15 protein-coding genes are annotated in these 17889 nt (G+C 43.6%); 11 read left to right on the top strand and 4 right to left on the bottom strand.

Going from position 1 to position 17889, the window contains the following annotated elements; all coding sequences use genetic code 11:
- Nucleotides 1–179: 179 nt before the first annotated feature.
- The 6 genes from FTU37_RS04020 (at nucleotide 180) to FTU37_RS03995 (ending at nucleotide 6669) form a co-directional block, all read left to right on the top strand.
- Nucleotides 180–1382, top strand: coding sequence for an SfnB family sulfur acquisition oxidoreductase (locus tag FTU37_RS04020; protein WP_180123840.1), 1203 nt, complete (start codon nucleotides 180–182; stop codon nucleotides 1380–1382).
- 11 nt (nucleotides 1383–1393) lie between these two features.
- Nucleotides 1394–2617, top strand: coding sequence for an SfnB family sulfur acquisition oxidoreductase (locus FTU37_RS04015; RefSeq protein WP_180123839.1), 1224 nt, complete (start codon nucleotides 1394–1396; stop codon nucleotides 2615–2617).
- Entirely contained in the window at nucleotides 2617–4053 is a 1437-nt protein-coding gene (locus tag FTU37_RS04010) for an LLM class flavin-dependent oxidoreductase (protein ID WP_180123838.1), read from the top strand. The genes FTU37_RS04015 and FTU37_RS04010 overlap by 1 nt, the downstream gene beginning before the upstream one ends.
- Nucleotides 4054–4117: 64 nt before the next feature.
- Nucleotides 4118–4948 (top strand): MetQ/NlpA family ABC transporter substrate-binding protein, encoded by an 831-nt coding sequence (locus FTU37_RS04005; protein WP_180123837.1) that lies wholly within the window; start codon nucleotides 4118–4120, stop codon nucleotides 4946–4948.
- A 10-nt stretch (nucleotides 4949–4958) separates the two neighbouring features.
- On the top strand, nucleotides 4959–6029 hold the full coding sequence (locus tag FTU37_RS04000; protein WP_180123836.1) for a methionine ABC transporter ATP-binding protein: 1071 nt from the start codon (nucleotides 4959–4961) through the stop codon (nucleotides 6027–6029).
- The gene (locus FTU37_RS03995; RefSeq protein ID WP_180123835.1) at nucleotides 6010–6669 is read left to right on the top strand and encodes a methionine ABC transporter permease; all 660 of its coding nucleotides are present in this window, start codon (nucleotides 6010–6012) and stop codon (nucleotides 6667–6669) included. Before FTU37_RS04000 ends, FTU37_RS03995 begins: the two co-directional genes overlap by 20 nt.
- Nucleotides 6670–6807: 138 nt before the next feature.
- Here FTU37_RS03995 and FTU37_RS03990 read toward each other — a convergent pair whose 3' ends face one another.
- On the bottom strand, nucleotides 6808–8508 hold the full coding sequence (locus tag FTU37_RS03990) for an NAD-dependent malic enzyme (protein ID WP_180123834.1): 1701 nt from the start codon (nucleotides 8506–8508) through the stop codon (nucleotides 6808–6810).
- Between the two features lie 400 nt (nucleotides 8509–8908).
- On the opposite strand from FTU37_RS03990, the gene FTU37_RS03985 reads away from it, so the two are divergent.
- Nucleotides 8909–10120, top strand: a complete 1212-nt coding sequence (locus tag FTU37_RS03985; RefSeq protein WP_180123833.1) for an iron-containing alcohol dehydrogenase — start codon at nucleotides 8909–8911, stop codon at nucleotides 10118–10120.
- A gap of 246 nt (nucleotides 10121–10366) precedes the next feature.
- Complete coding sequence (locus FTU37_RS03980; RefSeq protein ID WP_180123832.1) at nucleotides 10367–11329, top strand: alpha/beta hydrolase; 963 nt, start codon at nucleotides 10367–10369, stop codon at nucleotides 11327–11329.
- A 21-nt stretch (nucleotides 11330–11350) separates the two neighbouring features.
- On the opposite strand, the gene FTU37_RS03975 is transcribed toward FTU37_RS03980, so the two are convergent.
- Entirely contained in the window at nucleotides 11351–12532 is a 1182-nt protein-coding gene (locus FTU37_RS03975) for a transcriptional regulator (RefSeq protein WP_168378852.1), read from the bottom strand.
- Nucleotides 12533–12753: 221 nt separating this feature from the next.
- On the opposite strand from FTU37_RS03975, the gene FTU37_RS03970 reads away from it, so the two are divergent.
- Nucleotides 12754–14265 (top strand): aldehyde dehydrogenase family protein, encoded by a 1512-nt coding sequence (locus FTU37_RS03970; RefSeq protein WP_078191529.1) that lies wholly within the window; start codon nucleotides 12754–12756, stop codon nucleotides 14263–14265.
- Between the two features lie 88 nt (nucleotides 14266–14353).
- Here FTU37_RS03970 and FTU37_RS03965 read toward each other — a convergent pair whose 3' ends face one another.
- Both FTU37_RS03965 and FTU37_RS03960 read right to left on the bottom strand, forming a co-directional pair.
- A complete protein-coding gene (locus tag FTU37_RS03965; RefSeq protein ID WP_180123831.1) occupies nucleotides 14354–14947 on the bottom strand; it encodes a 2-hydroxychromene-2-carboxylate isomerase in 594 nt (197 codons plus the stop codon).
- 49 nt (nucleotides 14948–14996) lie between these two features.
- The gene (locus FTU37_RS03960; protein WP_180123830.1) at nucleotides 14997–15746 is read right to left on the bottom strand and encodes an SDR family oxidoreductase; all 750 of its coding nucleotides are present in this window, start codon (nucleotides 15744–15746) and stop codon (nucleotides 14997–14999) included.
- A 131-nt stretch (nucleotides 15747–15877) separates the two neighbouring features.
- On the opposite strand from FTU37_RS03960, the gene FTU37_RS03955 reads away from it, so the two are divergent.
- The gene (locus FTU37_RS03955) at nucleotides 15878–16450 is read left to right on the top strand and encodes a TetR/AcrR family transcriptional regulator (RefSeq protein WP_180073535.1); all 573 of its coding nucleotides are present in this window, start codon (nucleotides 15878–15880) and stop codon (nucleotides 16448–16450) included.
- A gap of 314 nt (nucleotides 16451–16764) precedes the next feature.
- Entirely contained in the window at nucleotides 16765–17886 is a 1122-nt protein-coding gene (gene ribBA, locus FTU37_RS03950; protein ID WP_180026167.1) for a bifunctional 3,4-dihydroxy-2-butanone-4-phosphate synthase/GTP cyclohydrolase II, read from the top strand.
- The last annotated feature ends 3 nt before the right edge of the window (nucleotides 17887–17889 follow it).

The raw sequence follows: 17889 nt of genomic DNA, 5'->3' as shown, positions 1-17889 counted from the left end.
ATTCATTTGTTGTTATTTCTACATCTATTGTTTTAAATCAAACACTTATTTTATCTAATTTGCATAATTTTTATGCAGATTAAATGCTAAAAAGACATTCTGCTAAGTTAAGAATAATCCATCATTTAAAGAATCACGCATTTACGAGTAGCGTTTTGATATCTATTAAAGGTGTCATTATGTCTCATTTAATCTCTGAAAATATTCATGTTATTGAAAATGACTTAGAAGCAATTCATGCAGCGTATCATGTTGCAGATTTTGCTTTGGAAGGTCGAAATGAACGTGATCAGAACCGCCTACTGCCTTTTGCAGAAATCGACTTATTCAGTCAGAAAGGTTTAGGCGGCATTCGTATTCCCAAAAAATTTGGCGGTGCCTACGTGTCCAACAAGACACTGGCGCAGGTTTTTCGCATTATCAATAAAGCAGATTCTAGCGTGGGCCAAATTCCACAAAACCAAATTGCCTTGCTGTATATGATTGACCTCATGGGAACGGATGAACAAAAAGCCTTTATTTTTAATGAAATTTTACAGGGAAAACGTTTAGCCAATGGTGGCCCAGAGCGCAATACCAAAGACACCAAAACCTTAAATACAACGCTGCGCATTGAAAATGGAACGTATGTGGTCGATGGTGAAAAGTTCTATTCGACCGGCAGTAGTTTTGCAGATTGGTTGGCGATTAAAGCCGTTCACCCTGAAGGTCATGTTGTCCTGACCATCATTGATCGACACGCTACAGGCGTAGAAGTGATTGATAACTGGAATGGTTTTGGCCAACGCACAACGTCTAGTGGCACTGTCAAACTGAATCATGTGGCAGTAGATCCCCTATTAATTTTTGATGAACGTAAGCTTTCTGCAGGGCCAACGTATCGCGGTGCCTTTTCGCAATTGATGCAAGTCGCGATCGATGTGGGGATTGCGGAAGCTGCCTTTGCAGACACCCTTTCTGCGGTACAAAAAGCCCGTCCAATTGTGGATGCACAAGTCGAGAAAGCCAGTTTTGAGCCATACACCCTACAGGAAGTGGGGAAATCTGCAGTTTTATTGGATGCTGCGATTTTACTTTTAGATGAAGCCGCAGATTATCTCGATGAATTAGATCAGCTTGTTCAGGTGAACGAACAACAAGCTGCTCTGGCTTCGATTCGTATCACAGAAGCCAAAATCTATGCCAATGATGCAGCCTTACAGATCTCTGAAAAACTCCTTGAATTAGGCGGCAGCCGTGCAAGTTTAAGTGCCCATAACCTTGATCAACACTGGCGCAATGCCAGAGTACACACCTTACATGATCCTGTGCGCTGGAAGCTGCATACCTTAGGCGACTATTACTTAAATCATAAATTACCTGCACGCCATGCGTGGATTTAAGGAGAATTCTGATGACCTCATTTCCAAATATTAATTCGCTACAGGCCGCATCAACAACACCTGCACATATTATTCAGTCCGATGCAGAAGCGATTGAAATTGCAAAACAATTGGCTGAACAATTTAGAAAAAATGCCGTGCAACGTGATGCCGAACGCATACTCCCTGTTGATGAAATCGAGGCCTATAGCCAATCTGGACTCTGGGCAATCACGGTTCCCAAAGCATTTGGTGGTGCTGACGTTTCAAGTTATACCGTGGCGCAAGTGATTGCGCTTATGAGTGGTGTAGATGGCTCAATTGGACAAATTCCACAAAACCATTTTTATGCATTGGAAGTATTACGAAACACCGGCACTGCTGAACAAAAGCAAAAGCTTTATGCCGAAGTGCTTGCTGGCGCTCGTTTTGGCAATGCCTTAGCCGAGTTTAAAACCAAAACCGCTGCGCAAAAACAAACGTCGATTCGTCCTCATGACGATGGTTTTGTAGTGAATGGTGAAAAGTTTTATTGCACCGGCAGTTTATTTGCGCATCGCATTCCTACATTGGTCAAAGACCCTGATGGTCGTGAATATTTAGCCTTTATTTCACGTGAAAGTGCAGGTCTAGAGCTGATCGATGATTGGACAGGGTTTGGACAACGCACCACGGGCAGCGGTTCTGTTAAATTTCATCAAGTTGCGGTTCCTGCCACAGATGTTATTCCCTTTGATCGTGCATTTACGGAACCAACATTGGTTGGGCCATTTGCGCAAATTATGCATGCTGCGATTGAAGTCGGTATAGCCCGCGCAGCCTTTGAAGAAAGTTTGAGCCGCGTACACCAAGCTCGACCATGGATTGATTCAGGTCTTGATCTTGCAAGCGAAGATCCTTTAACCAAATACGAACTCGGTCGCATTGCCGCAGATGTTCGCGCCAGTGAGGTCTTGCTGAAACAAGCTGCTCGCTCCATCGATGCTGCTCGCCCACAGCCCAATGCCGAAAACATCGCAAAAGCCTCATTAGATGTAGCGAAAGTGCGTGCGCATAGTACTGAAACTGCACTGAAAGCGGCTTCAAAATTGATTGAGCTTGCAGGCAGCCGTGGCAGTCAGCGTGAAGATGGCTTAGATCGATTTTGGCGTAATGCACGTGTCCACACCTTGCATGATGCAGGGCGTTGGAAATATTTCTTTATTGCCAATTACCTCCTAAATGGCGTATTGCCCCCACGTCGAGGGACCTTGTAATGAGCGAAATCACCACAGCAGATACCCAATCACATCCAGCCAAGAAAATTTTACTGAATGCCTTCGACATGAACTGTGTCGGCCATATCAATCATGGCTTATGGACCCATCCACGCGATGAGTCACACCGCTTTAATGAACTGAGCTATTGGACGGGTCTTGCCAAAACCTTGGAGAAAGGGCTGTTTGATGGGCTATTTATAGCGGATATCACAGGGGTCTATGATGTTTATGAAGGCAATATCGATCTCACACTTAAAGAATCGATCCAACTGCCGAGCCATGACCCCAGCACCCTGATTTCTGCAATGGCTGCGGTCACTGAAAACTTAGGTTTTGGTGTAACAGTCAATTTGAGCTATGAAACGCCTTATCAATTTGCACGTCGATTCGCCAGCCTAGACCATCTGACCCAAGGTCGAATCGGCTGGAATATCGTGACTGGATATTTAGACAGTGCAGAACGCCTCATTGGGCAAAAAGGCTTGAAAGATCATGATCTACGCTATGAACAAGCCGAAGAATTTTTGCAACTTTGCTATAAGTTTTGGGAAGGCTCTTGGGAAAATGATGCGGTTCAAAAAGATAAAGTACATCGAATCTTTAGTGACCCAAAAAAAGTACATGCCATTCAACACCAAGGCAAGTTCTATCAAAGCCAAGGGGTATTTCAAGTTTCCCCGTCGATACAGCGCACCCCTGTGTTGTATCAGGCCGGTGCTTCACCACGTGGCTTAGCTTTTGCGACGCAACATGCGGAAGGCATGTTTATCGGTGCAGACAGCGCTGAAAAAGTCAAAAATCAGGTACAGAAAATTCGCAGTCAAACCGCAGCGCAAGGTCGTGACCCACAAGCCGTAAAACTCTTTGTCGGCATTACGGTAGTGACCGCAGAGACCGATGAACTCGCCCAAGAGAAATTGGCTGAATACATTCGCTATGCCAATCCTGAAGCGGGACTGGCACACTTTTCCAGCTCGATTGGGATGAACCTCGCCAACTTTGCAGAAGATGAAGCCATTCCGTATCAGCAGACCAATAGCATCGCATCGGTCAATCAAAAATTTAAAGAGCAGAAAATTACGCGCCAAGATTTGCGTGCTCAGCACGTTCTAGGTGGGCGTTATCCGCTCTTTGTTGGGAGTGGTGCCAATGTTGCAGAACAGTTAATTGATTATTTGGATGAAACTGGCATCGATGGATTTAATCTGACTCGCACCGTTGCACCTGAGTCACATCAAGATTTTATTCGTTTGGTCATTCCTGAATTACAGCAACGTGGTCGCTATAAAACTGCATATGACACCGGTAGTTTGCGGCAAAAACTGTTTCAACAAGGTGACCATTTAGCCACGACACATCCTGCTCATCGCTACCGATGTCGCACTTCCGACGCGGGATCTCAGGCAGCAATTAAAAACGTTGAGACAGCATAAGCTGCACTTAAAAAATAAAATTTTAGTCAAAAAATTTAATTATTTCAAAAAATAGAGGTGTGCCATGGCACAAACAGCAAAATCTAAATTCACACTGATTGGTGTGATCGTGGCCATCTTGGTGATTGGCTTAGTTATTTGGAATCAACAAAAGAAAAATCATCAAAGTGAATTGGTGATTGGGATTAGCCCATCTTTTGCTAAACCCTTACAAGTCGCCGCAGATGAAGCCAAGCAGCAAGGGCTGAATGTGAAATTGGTGGAATTTTCAGACTGGAATACCCCGAATATCACTCTAAACCACGGCGATATTGATGCAAACTTTTTCCAACATCAGCCGTTTCTAGACAATGCAAAAAAAGAAACGGATTTTAAAATCAAAGCCTTTGATGTTGGTGCTGCAACCCATGTCGGGCTGTATTCCAAAAAGTATAAAAACTTTGCTGATTTACCCCATAAAGCCAAAGTGGTGATTCCGAATGATCCGGTCAATCAGGGCCGTGCCTTACAACTGTTACAGCAAGCCAAGCTCATTGAACTGAAACAGCCAGATAACTTTTTATCGACTTTAAATGACATTGCTGCGAATCCTAAACAACTTCAATTTATTGAGGTGGAAGGCCCTCAAACGGCACGTGCGATTGATGATGTCGATCTGGCTTTTGGCTATCCACATTATTTACGTCTAGCAAAAACTGCCGATCCTGAAAATGCCTTACTGTTTGACTCCAATACCGACAAGCGTTTTGCCATCTTATTTGCCGTTCGTGATGACTATGTAGATCGTGACGATAAACTGCGTAAATTTGTCGATATTTATCAAAACTCACCTAAAGTTAAACAGGCATTGGACGCAGATTTTGGTGCAAAACTGTGGTTCCCTGGTTGGAAATAAGGAGTCGCTCATGGTGAGTTTCGGTTCATCGGTTGAATTTGCCGTCCCCCATATCCAAATCAAAAATTTAAATAAATTTTATGATGTGCAAGGACAGCAGGTTCATGCCTTAAAAGATATCAATCTGAATATTCCACAAGGCAAAATATTCGGCATTATTGGGAAAAGCGGCGCGGGTAAATCTTCGCTGATTCGAACGCTGAATGGCTTAGAACAAATCAGTGATGGCAGTATTCACATCCATCAACAAGAATTATCAAGCTTAAATCACGCAGGGTTGATTGCACTGCGTCAACGCATAGGCATGATTTTTCAGCATTTTAATTTGATGTCTGCCAAAACCGTGTATGACAATATTGCGCTGCCCCTTAAAATTGCCAATTTCAGTCAAGCTGATATCTCTCAGCGAGTGAATGAAGTGCTGAAGCTAGTGGGTCTTGAAAATAAAGCAGCGCACTACCCTTCTCAACTTTCCGGTGGGCAAAAACAACGTGTCGGGATTGCACGAGCGTTAGTTCATCATCCGGAAATTTTACTCTGTGATGAAGCGACTTCTGCACTCGATCCTGAAAGTACTTCTGTTGTGCTGTCTTTGCTTAAAGAAATTAATCAAAAGCTCGGTATCACCATTGTGTTGATTACCCATGAAATGCAGGTCATTCGCGAGATTTGCGATCAAGTTGTGGTGATCGATCAAGGCGAAATTGTAGAAGCAGGACAGGTTTGGAAAGTGTTTTCTACGCCTCAGCAGCAGATCACACAAGAGTTGCTCAACCTTGAACAGCTTGATTTACCAAGCGATATTCAGCCACAACCGTCAGATCCAAATGATCAAATCATTTTAAAATTACGCTATGAATCGACACTACAACAGTCGCCGGACTTAAAGTTTATTTTTGATCAATTTCAGGCGCCAGTACATCTGTATCAAAGTCATATCGATAGTATTCAAGGGCATTTAATCGGTTCTTTGATTGTTGCAATAGACCACAGCCATTTAGAGATCAACGCCTTATCTGAACAACTTAAACACCATATCGCAAAGATTGAGGTACTCGGCTATGCACGACCAACTCATTGATTTACTGATTAGTGGAACCATTGATACCTTACTGATGGTCGGCGTTTCAGCCTTTGTGGCCTTTCTGATCGGCCTGCCTTTAGCGGTCGTATTGGTGTGTAGTGCTGAACACGGGATTTATCCTTCAAAAAGCCTAAACCACACGCTAGGTTGGTTGGTCAATATTACCCGTTCGGTGCCTTTTCTGATTTTAATGGTGGCGCTTATTCCGCTCACGCGCTTTATCGTGGGCACCAGTTATGGCGTTTGGGCCGCTGTCGTGCCTTTAACCCTTGCGGCCACGCCTTTTTTTGCACGTATAGCTGAAGTAAGCTTACGTGAAGTCGATCAAGGTCTGATTGAGGCTGCTCAAGCCATCGGCTGTAACCGCAAACAAATCATTTGGCATATGCTGCTCCCTGAAGCGCTTCCCGGCATCGTCGCAGGCTTTACCGTGACCTTGGTGACCATGATTAATTCTTCTGCCATTGCAGGGGCGATCGGTGCAGGTGGTTTGGGGGATATTGCTTATCGGTACGGTTATCAACGCTTTGATATGCAAATCATGTTGGCAGTGATTGTGGTATTGGTCGCGATCGTGATGCTGGTTCAAGCCTGTGGTGATCACATTTCCAACCAGCTCGATAAACGCAAAATTTAAAACGACCCTCACGATTATTTTTCGTATTTCTTAGAAAAAAGCGTGCGGCTACACATAAAAAATACCCTAATCCAGATTAGGGTATTTTTTCAATTAGGTGCAAATTCGATTCTGTTCAAACAGGATCTTTAGACCGAATTAATAGGTCACACGGACATAATCACGATATTCAGGTTTCCAGAAATTCTCTTCAATCGCATGTTCGAGCACTTCAACGCTGACATTTGGTGCAACACCATCAGCAATCGCTGCCAATGCCACTTTCAAAGCGATTTTCTTCGAAATATCCTGTAAATAATCCAAACTTGGCAATAAATCGGCATTTGGATCTGCCAATTTTGGTGAACAGTCTGCCAACGCCGTACTCGATGCCATCAGCATATTTTCCGTCACACGTTTCGCCCCAGATGCAATCACACCGAGACCAATCCCCGGGAAAATATAGGAGTTATTGCACTGTGAAATATGATGAATCTTGCCGTGATAATTCACTGGTGCAAATGGACTACCAGTCGCAATCAGAGCCTTACCTTTGGTCCACTCGATAATATCTGCAGGCACCGCTTCGACACGCGATGTTGGATTAGACAGTGGCAACACAATAGGCTGTTCACAATTCGCAGCCATCGTTTCAATGACCTCTTGGCTAAACAGTCCCGGTTGTCCCGAAACGCCAATCAATACAGTCGGTTTAGCATGTGTAACTACATCCAATAGCGAAATGACTGAATCTGCATTTGCCCAATGAGCAACGTTATCCGGTGCTTGCGCAAGTTTGCGTTGGAAATCTAAAAGATTCGGCTGATTTTCAGTAATTAAACCAAAGCGATCGACCATAAACACCCGCGCACGCGCTTGAGCATCGGTTAAACCTTCCGCCACCATTTGCTTGATAATCTGCTCTGCAATCCCACAGCCTGCTGAACCTGCCCCTAAGAATGTGACGATTTGATCTTTGAGCTGCTTGCCTGCTGCACGTGATGCCGCAATTAAACTTCCGACAGACACCGCTGCTGTTCCTTGAATATCATCATTAAAGCAGCAAATTTTATCGCGATATTTTTCCAATAAAGGCATCGCATTTTTTTGTGCAAAGTCTTCAAATTGAATCAGCGCTTTTGGCCAACGTTGTTGAATGGCTTTAATCACGTCATCAACAAATTGATAATATTCTTCACCGCTGATACGAGGCTGACTCCATCCCATATAAATCGGGTCATTCAACAGCTGTTGGTTATTGGTTCCGACATCTAAAGTAATCGGCAATGTATAAGCTGGACTGATCCCACCACATGCGGTGTAGAGCGACAACTTACCAATTGGAATCCCCATCCCCCCAATGCCTTGGTCACCAAGTCCAAGAATACGTTCACCGTCCGTAATAACGATCACTTTCACGTTCTTTTTATTCACGTTATGAATAATTTGGTCAATATGATCACGGTCAGGATATGAAATAAAGATCCCACGATGACGACGGTAAATATCTGAAAAGCGCTGACAAGCTTCACCCACTGTTGGTGTGTAGATGATCGGCATCATCTCACTGAGGTGGTTTTCAATTAAGTGATAGAACAGCGTCTCGTTGGTGTCTTGAATATTACGCAGGTAAATATGCTTATTGATATCACTATTAAATGCACAATATTGCTGATAAGAACGCTGACTTTGCTCTTCAATGCTTTCTGTGACGTGTGGAATTAAACCGTGCAAATTAAAGCTCTTACGTTCATCTTCATTAAACGCAGAGCCTTTATTTAAAAGTGGGAGTTCTAAAAGTGTATTTCCGGCATAAGGAATATATAAAGGACGTTTCGTTTTCAAATTTTCACTAGGCATTATTTAACTCGTTTAATTAATCTTTTGTTTCGCACTGCAAAAAGCGAAATGTACAAAAGTGACTATCTCGTTATTTGTTATAGCCTATCCTGATTCGAGCGCTTTGGGGCATTTAGTAAATTGATAGTAGTTTTAGTTAGATTTTATAATCTGATAACTCGATCATGCATCCAATCATCGCAACGCCTATTTTGGCTTAAATGTATACGACTTTTAGCGAATCTTAGAAAATAACAAAAATAATTAATGATTAAATTTCAATCAATTAAATAAATTCAAAACAAAGCCCTAAATTTGGTAGGTCTTTGGTAGGTGTGAATTTAAAACATCCCTCGCAATACTCAGTTTAGGTGAGTATCACCCATAACAAATGACAATGAATGGTAGAAGGAATCGCACCATGGCTTTTAAAAATATTGCAGATCAAACAAACGGTTTTTACATCCCTTGTGTTTCACTTTTTGGCCCCGGCTGTGCTAAAGAAATTGGTGCAAAGGCGCAAAATCTTGGCGCAAAGAAAGCGCTTATCGTGACCGATGCCGGTCTATACAAATTTGGTGTGGCAGACACCATTGCCGCATATTTAACTGAAGCTGGCGTAGAAAGTCATATATTCCCGGGCGCAGAACCCAACCCAACTGACACCAACGTACATAGCGGTGTAGATGCCTACAATGACAATGGCTGTGACTTTATTGTCTCTCTCGGCGGCGGCTCTTCTCATGACTGTGCCAAAGGCATTGGCTTAGTGACTGCGGGTGGTGGCCATATTCGTGACTATGAAGGCATCGATAAAAGTACAGTCCCAATGACTCCACTCATTGCGATTAATACCACCGCAGGTACGGCATCAGAAATGACCCGTTTCTGTATTATTACCAATACCGACACCCACGTTAAAATGGCGATTGTCGATTGGCGTTGTACGCCTCTTATCGCCATTGATGACCCGAAACTAATGATTGCAAAACCTGCGGCGCTCACTGCAGCAACCGGTATGGATGCATTAACGCATGCGGTCGAAGCTTATGTTTCTACAGCAGCTAATCCCATTACCGATGCTTGTGCTGAAAAGGCCATCAGCATGATCAGTGAATGGCTCAGCCCTGCCGTAGCCAATGGCGAAAACTTAGAAGCGCGTGATGCGATGAGCTATGCACAGTACTTAGCAGGGATGGCATTTAACAATGCATCTTTAGGTTATGTCCACGCGATGGCGCACCAACTCGGCGGCTTCTACAACTTGCCACATGGCGTATGTAATGCCGTGCTGTTACCACACGTTTGCGAATTTAACCTGATCGCCTGCCCTGACCGATATGCACGTATCGCGCAGCTCATGGGTGTGCCAACCGATGGTTTAACGGTGACTGAAGCGGCTTATGCAGCAATTGCAGCAATCCGTGAACTGTCTGCTTCGATTGGCATTCCATCGAGCCTTTCTGAACTTGGTGTGAAAGAACAAGACCTCAGCATCATGTCTGAAAATGCGCAAAAAGATGCCTGTATGCTCACCAACCCACGTAAAGCGACTCATGCTCAAGTGGTTGATATTTTCAAGGCAGCGCTGAAAGCCAATGCCTCTGTGGTCGACTTCAAAGCGGCAGTTTAAGTTAAGCCCCAAAGGTCTTCATGTTTAAGTGACCTAAGTGCCTACATTATCCTTTGAGTTTAGTGATGTAGGCTCAACTGAATCCATTTCACCTTTTATTTCAGGAAAGCGACCATAGATTGGTTGCTTTCATACTGAGGTCACTCTTTTTTTAGTTCGTAAATCAGCATCGATTATTCATTTGACAAAAGCTCATGGCTCATCAAGGATAAAGCATAATGTCCAATAATATTGATGAGTATAATAATGAGCCATTCACATATTCAGTATCAACCTGACATTTTGGGCGCAGGCTATGAACAAGCCACGCTGACCTTCCCTGATGATTATGAAGGCCCAGTGGTTGCCACACTGGTTCGCAAAAAAGCCACGGCTCCTACCTCCAAAGCGGTGCTCTATATCCATGGTTTTATCGATTATTTTTTCCAAACCGAAATGGCCGAACGCTTTAATCAGCACGGTTTCGACTTTTATGCCTTAGATTTAAGAAAATATGGTCGCTCAATCCGCCCGCATCAAAAATACTATAATGTGCATGCACTGTCTGAATACGATGCCGAAATAGATCAAGCCCTAACGATCATTGCTGATGAAGGTCATGATGCCTTGCTGCTCTGTGGTCATTCTACCGGTGGCTTAACCACCACTTTGTATGCAGCCCATCATCCAAATCATCCTTTAATTCAAGCCCTTTGGGTTAACAGCCCATTTTATGATTTCAACATGAATCCGGTGAAACGCGCACTGGGTATTCCACAGCTGAGTAAATTGGCAAAAACCTTTCCCAATTTAAAATTTCCGAGTGAACTGAATAAATGGTATACCGCCAGTTTACACCGCGAACTCAAGGGTGAATGGGACTTCAATTTAGACTGGAAAAAGACCCGCTATCCAATGGTGTATTTAAGTTTCGTGCGGACAATTTATGAGGCTCAAAAAGAGATTCATCGAGGTGTCAGCCTAGATGTACCGGTCTTGGTCATGCACTCGCATCAAACACAAAATCCAAAACGATGGGGTAAAGCAGCACAGACCAGTGATGTGATTTTAGGTGTAAAAGACATCCAAAAATATGCCAAGAAAATTCAAGGCGATGTCACCATTCAAAGCATACACAATGGCTTGCATGATTTAGTGCTTTCGAAAAAAAACGCGCGCGAACAAGTCTATACCCAGCTCTTTGAATGGCTGGCCAATAAAGGCCTTTAATAGCCTGAATCACATTGCAACTTACTGTTTTAATTTCAACAAGGTCTGATGTACGGGATGCGATCTCGGCATCAGCTCGATCAGACGTTCAACCGCATCAATAGCTTCAGGAAAACGCGCGACATGCTTGAGCAGAACATCTGTTTCTTTGGCATTAAAAATCGCTTGGCTTAATCGTGACTCAAGACAATCACGCCATGCCCCTAAAAATGGGCTTTCAGTTTTAGCCAAGAAAACCCCTGAACACAGTTTTAATGCAGAATCGAGATAACCTGCATCTAAAGCTTGCTCGGCTTGTAAAAAGTCGGCTTCGACTTGCGCCAATAAGCGATAGGGTCTTGAGCCTAACATGCCACCCAAAATATCGCGTAGCTGCGACATTTCCGCTTTTAAAGTCCCAACACTCACCTTACGTTCACCATATAAGGCTTGATGCAAAGTATCTAAGGTCATGCCTTGCGGACATAGCGCCAAGATGGTCAAAATTTCTATTTGCCGCGGGGTCAGCACCATCACTTTGCCATTAAATAACACTTGCGGCACAGCAAAGGCCCGAATATACAAATGCTGTTTTTGAAAATCGAGTAAAGCCGATTGAATAATCGAAGCGCAGCGTTCAGCCGCAAGTAGCCCTAAACTATTGTGGTTTTTCCACACGGTGGATAAATCAACCACGCCCAAAATTTGCTGCGTATGTGGATCGATAATCGGTGCTGCATAGCAGACCCATTCATGTACTGATGGCATGTAATGTTCATTTGAAAACACACAACTCGACTGTTGGGTTTTTAGAGACAACGCTAAAGCATTGGTGCCGACCAATTCTTCGCGCCATTGCCCACCTGCAATAAAATGTACACTTTCCGCAGCACTTTGCATTTGCCGACTCGACGCACTCCAAATAATCGTGCTACCTACATCACCCACGGCAAGTACCATCGATGACTGTTCGGCAATGTGTTTTAAATCTTCGGCACAATGTTGCAACGCGTGATGCAATGCCGACTGCTGTTGACTCTGAGGACTTAAATTCACCAAAGGCGCAGCACTCCGGTTTTCCGGAATTTCCGCCTGCGCCGATCGCTGCCAAGAACTCACAATGCTCTCATTCAATTGCGAGCTTTGCTGCTTTGACAGACTCATGCCCTGCCTTAACCGTTCGACATTCTGTCGTTTTTCAGATAAATCCTTCGGTATCATCATTCATTATTCTCACAACAATTCATGACTAAAAATCCGTTTCCCGGCTTTTGTTTTTAAGACTGAAAAAAAATATTGTAAACCTTCTTGTCTCCAACCTTTTTCCAACCTTATACAGGCTATGCTAATCAAATAATGTACAAAAGTACCTTATACCAAAGCTGTAGATTGCCACAGATAGGCAGCCCAACAAGATCATAATAAACAAGCAAAGGAAAATTCATATGCGTTATGTCGATCCTAATCAACCCGGTTCAAAAGTTCAGTTTAAAGCTCAGTATGAAAACCTGATTGGTGGCCAATGGGTCGCGCCAGTGAAAGGTGAATACTTTGAAAATATCTCCCCTGTAGACGGTAAAGTTTTTACCAAAGTGCCACGTTCTTCTGCTGAAGATATCGAATTGGCTTTGGATGCAGCGCATAAAGCCAAAGCCCAATGGAACGCCTCTTCCCCAACCACACGCTCAAATATTTTATTAAAAATTGCCGATCGACTTGAAGAAAACCTAGAGCTCCTTGCGGTCGCAGAAACCTGGGACAACGGTAAACCGATTCGTGAAACCTTAGCCGCTGATATTCCACTGTGTATCGATCACTTCCGTTATTTTGCCGGCTGTATCCGTGCGCAAGAAGGTGGCATTTCTGAAATTGATGAAAATACAATTGCTTACCATTTCCATGAGCCACTTGGTGTGGTCGGTCAAATTATTCCGTGGAATTTCCCAATCTTGATGGCGGCTTGGAAACTTGCTCCAGCATTGGCTGCGGGAAACTGCATCGTGTTGAAACCTGCGGAGCAAACGCCTGTCAGCATCTTGGTCTTGGCTGAACTCATTCAAGACCTACTCCCACCGGGCGTGCTGAATATTGTGAATGGTTATGGTGTTGAAGTCGGTCGTCCATTGGCGACCAATCCACGCATCTCAAAAATCGCCTTCACAGGTTCAACCGCTGTCGGTCAAATGATCATGCAATATGCGACTGAAAATATCATTCCTGTGACTTTAGAACTTGGCGGAAAATCACCAAATATCTTCTTTGAAGACATCATGGACAAAGATGATGAGTTCCTAGATAAATCACTCGAAGGTTTTGCCATGTTTGCGCTGAACCAAGGTGAAATTTGTACTTGTCCTTCCCGTGCTTTGGTACAAGAAAGCATTGCTGATCGATTCTTGGAAATGGCTGTCGAGCGTGTCAAACGTATTAAGACCGGTCATCCTTTAGATACCGACACCATGATTGGCGCACAAGCATCGCAAGAGCAGCAAGATAAAATCTTGGGCTGTATTGCGACAGGTAAAAATGAAGGTGCTCAGCTCATTACTGGTGGTGACCCACGAAATGAAGTCGGTACAGGTTTCTATATTGAGCCAACGATTTTTAAAGGCACCAATGACATGAAGATCTTCCAAGAGGAAATCTTTGGCCCAGTTCTGTCTGTTGCAACATTTAAAGATTTTGATGATGCCATTAAAATTGCCAATGACACGATTTATGGTCTAGGTGCAGGGGTTTGGTCGCGTTCAGCACATACTTCATATCGTGCGGGTCGTGCCATTCAGGCAGGTCGTGTATGGACCAACTGTTATCATATCTACCCTGCACACGCAGCATTCGGTGGCTACAAAAAATCAGGGATCGGCCGTGAAAACCACAAAATGATGTTGGATCATTACCAACAAACCAAAAACCTATTGGTGAGCTATGACACCAAACCAATGGGCTTCTTCTAAGTCTTGATTTGATTCAGAGCATAAAAAAGCGAACCGAGGTTCGCTTTTTTCAATTTTTTTAAATGCTCCATACATGTATCACCAAGCGTTACTGTCCTTGTAAAGCATCCTCTACAAAATGTAGATGATCTACACCCCAATACAGCTCATCATTCACAAACCAACTTGGCGCCCCAAACACACCCCGTTCAATAGCTTCTTCGGTCACCACTTTCAGCTCAGATTTGACTTTTTCATCATCCAACCACTGTTTCACTTGTTCTGCACCTAGCCCCAGTTCTTGCATGAGTTGCATGAAGGTGGTGAGATCATTTAAATTGCGTGGCTGACCAAACATCGCGTTAAAAATACCCATCAATACTTTCAGAAACTCTTCAGACTGAAATAACTGGACTGCGGTTATCAAACGCATCAGCTGCAAAGTATTGATCGGAAAATACGGATTCATCTGTACAGGTATCTGCCATAGCTTTGCCCAACGTTGAAGATCAATCATGGAATAACGTGCCTTCGCAGGTACCGCCATCGGGCTACTATTGCCTGTGGCTTTAAACACACCACCCAATAACATCGGTTTCCAGATAATTTCTGCCTGATATTGCTCAGCAATGTGCTGAATACGGTGAAATCCAATGTAGCTATATGGACTGCCGACATCAAAATAAAATTCAATGACTTTCATTTTTTTCGTCCTTTTTTTGCTTGTTTTCCTAATATTTTTAAATCAATGCTTACCAGCGTTCCATCCACGGTCGCAGATCTAATTCATGCGTCCATGCATCTCGTGGTTGCTGTGAGAGATGCCAATAATTTTCTGCAATATGTACTGGATTTAAAATACCATCTTGCGCTTTTTTTGCGTACAAATCGGGAAAAGTCTCTTTAATAAAGTCGGTATCAATCGCCCCATCAACCACCACATGCGCCACATGAATATTACGTGGACCTAGTTCCCGTGCCATGCTTTGTGCCAAGGCACGAAGCGCATGTTTTGCGCCAGCAAAAGCGGCAAAGCCTGCGGCACCACGAACCCCAGCCGTCGCACCCGTAAAAATAATTGTGCCAGATTCACGGCTCACCATGCGCTTCGCCACTTCCCGACCCGTTAAAAATGCCGAGAAACATGCCATTTCCCAAATCTTGAAATATTTACGTGCGGTTTCTTCCAAAATACTACATGGCACATTGGCACCAATATTAAAGACCATGACCTCAATCGGGCCAATGTTTGATTCAATGTGCTCGATGAGTTCAATCACTTGCTCTTCTTTTCGAGCATCCGAACCAAAGCCAAAAGCAGTCCCTCCCTGTGCTTGAATTTCAGCAATTAAGGGCTGTAATTTGTCGACATTACGCCGCGTCATACATGCGGTATAACCACCACAAGCAAAGCGTTTGGCAATTTCACCACCGGTGGCATCTCCTGCACCAATGATCAATGCCACACCTTTGACAGGCTGAGATATATGATTATTTTCCATGACGATCTCCTCGTGCTGGATAGTTTTTATATTCCATGTGCGATCAATTTTATTGAATAACGATCGTTACTATAACGAATACTATGTTATGATGAATTTATCGTCAATCATAATTTTTTAGGGTCATGCACATGCGCTATAAACCCGAATACAAACAACAAAAACGACAAGAATTGCTCAACATTACGGGGCAAATTGCGAAAAAAAATGGCTTTGCTGCAACAGGTGTTGACGGCTTAATGAAAGCTGCAGGTGTCACTAGTGGCGCATTCTATTCACATTTTTCGTCAAAACAGGATTTACTCAAAGCATTGGTTGAATATGAATTGCAGCAAAGCTTTAACATGTGGCAAAGCAACCCGCATCACAATGCAGCCGACTGGATTAATTTTGAATTAGACCGTTACTTAACCCCTTCCCACCTTGAACATCCTGAACAAGGCTGTGTTTTGCCGACACTTGCGACCGAAGTAGCTCGTGCAGATGACACGATTAAACAGGCCTATGAAAAGGAATTACTGCGCGGTCATGCTTTATTTAGCGCACATTTGGCGAGTGAAGAAAAAGCTTGGGCCATGATGTCCCAATTGGTCGGTGCGGTTTTAATTGCACGGGCAATGCATGATCCCGAATTACAAAAAAGCATTTTGCAGGCCAATAAAATGGTCATTCAAGATTATTTGGCCGCGCACTCAGCTGCATAAGTGACGATTATTTTATGTGATCCTTCATGTAGTTATGCGCTTAAACGCTTCCGATAAACTGCCAGCTCCCTATGGCTTAATTATTCAATATCCGTATAAGGTTGCCAATTTTTATGCTTTTCAATCGCTTAAAGATTGGGCATAAATGGCACAATTCAAATAAAGTCCTCTTTTCAAGGTTCTGACGACTGTGTATAACAATGAGCCATTAAAGGAAAATGATAAGCATAGGCAAAGAACGCAAAAAAACGTTAGACTATGCAACAATCAATGCAAGTAAATGTCATTCGATACAAACAAAAAGGTGAAGATTGATGCCGCTCAATACTGTTGAAGAGCTCGTAGCTGATATTCGTGCAGGTAAAATGGTCATCCTGATGGATGATGAAGATCGTGAAAATGAAGGCGACCTTGTCATCGCTGCGACCCACGTACGCCCTGAAGATATCAACTTCATGATTACGCATGCGCGTGGTCTTGTATGCTTAACCTTAAGTAAAGAGCGTTGCCAGCAGTTAAATTTACCTTTAATGGTCGATGCAAACGGTGCACAGCACGGTACAAACTTCACATTGTCGATTGAAGCAGCAAATGGCATTTCAACAGGTATTTCTCCTGCTGAACGTGCGCACACCATTCAAACAGCGGTGGCTGCACATGCTAAACCGGCTGATATCGTACAGCCAGGCCATATTTTCCCGCTGATGGCACAGCCTGGTGGTGTCCTTCACCGTGCCGGTCATACTGAAGCAGGCTGTGATTTATCGCGTTTAGCCGGCCTAGAACCCGCATCTGTGATTTGTGAAATCATCAATGAAGACGGCACTATGGCGCGTCGCCCAGATCTTGAAGTCTTTGCTGAAAAGCATGGCTTAAAAATGGGCACGATTGCGGACTTAATTCACTACCGCATGACCAATGAGCAAACCGTTGAGCGCATTGATCAACAAACTTTAGATACTGAATACGGTACTTTTGAATTGTTCCGTTACCGTGAAATTGGTAACCCAGACATTCATTTGGCACTGGTTAAAGGCGAACCAAAACAAGGCATAACCACAGTCCGTGTACATGGTTTCAGCCCGGTTCGTGACTTATTAAAACTCAATAAACAAGATGGTGCTCCGGCGTGGAATCTCGATAAAGCACTCAAAGAAATCGCATCCAGCGATCGTGGTGTTTTAGTATGGATTGGTCAGCGTCATTTACAGGACTTAGGCCCTGCTTTAGAAAATTTAACTGCACCGAAAAATGTTAAATCCAATGCGGCACTGTCTCAGCAGTATCAAACCATTGGTGTGGGTGCACAAATTTTACGTGATTTAGGCGTGGAAAAAATGAAGCTACTCAGCTCTCCACTACGCTTTAATGCACTATCAGGTTTTAACTTAGAAGTGGTGGAATACATCACCGCAAATCAAACATCAGAGAAATAATCG

The organism is Acinetobacter sp. YH12097, from assembly GCF_013419225.1.
GTDB lineage: Bacteria > Pseudomonadota > Gammaproteobacteria > Pseudomonadales > Moraxellaceae > Acinetobacter > Acinetobacter amyesii.
Note: the sequence above shows the minus strand (reverse complement) of the source record. Positions and strands in the feature narration are given on the sequence as shown.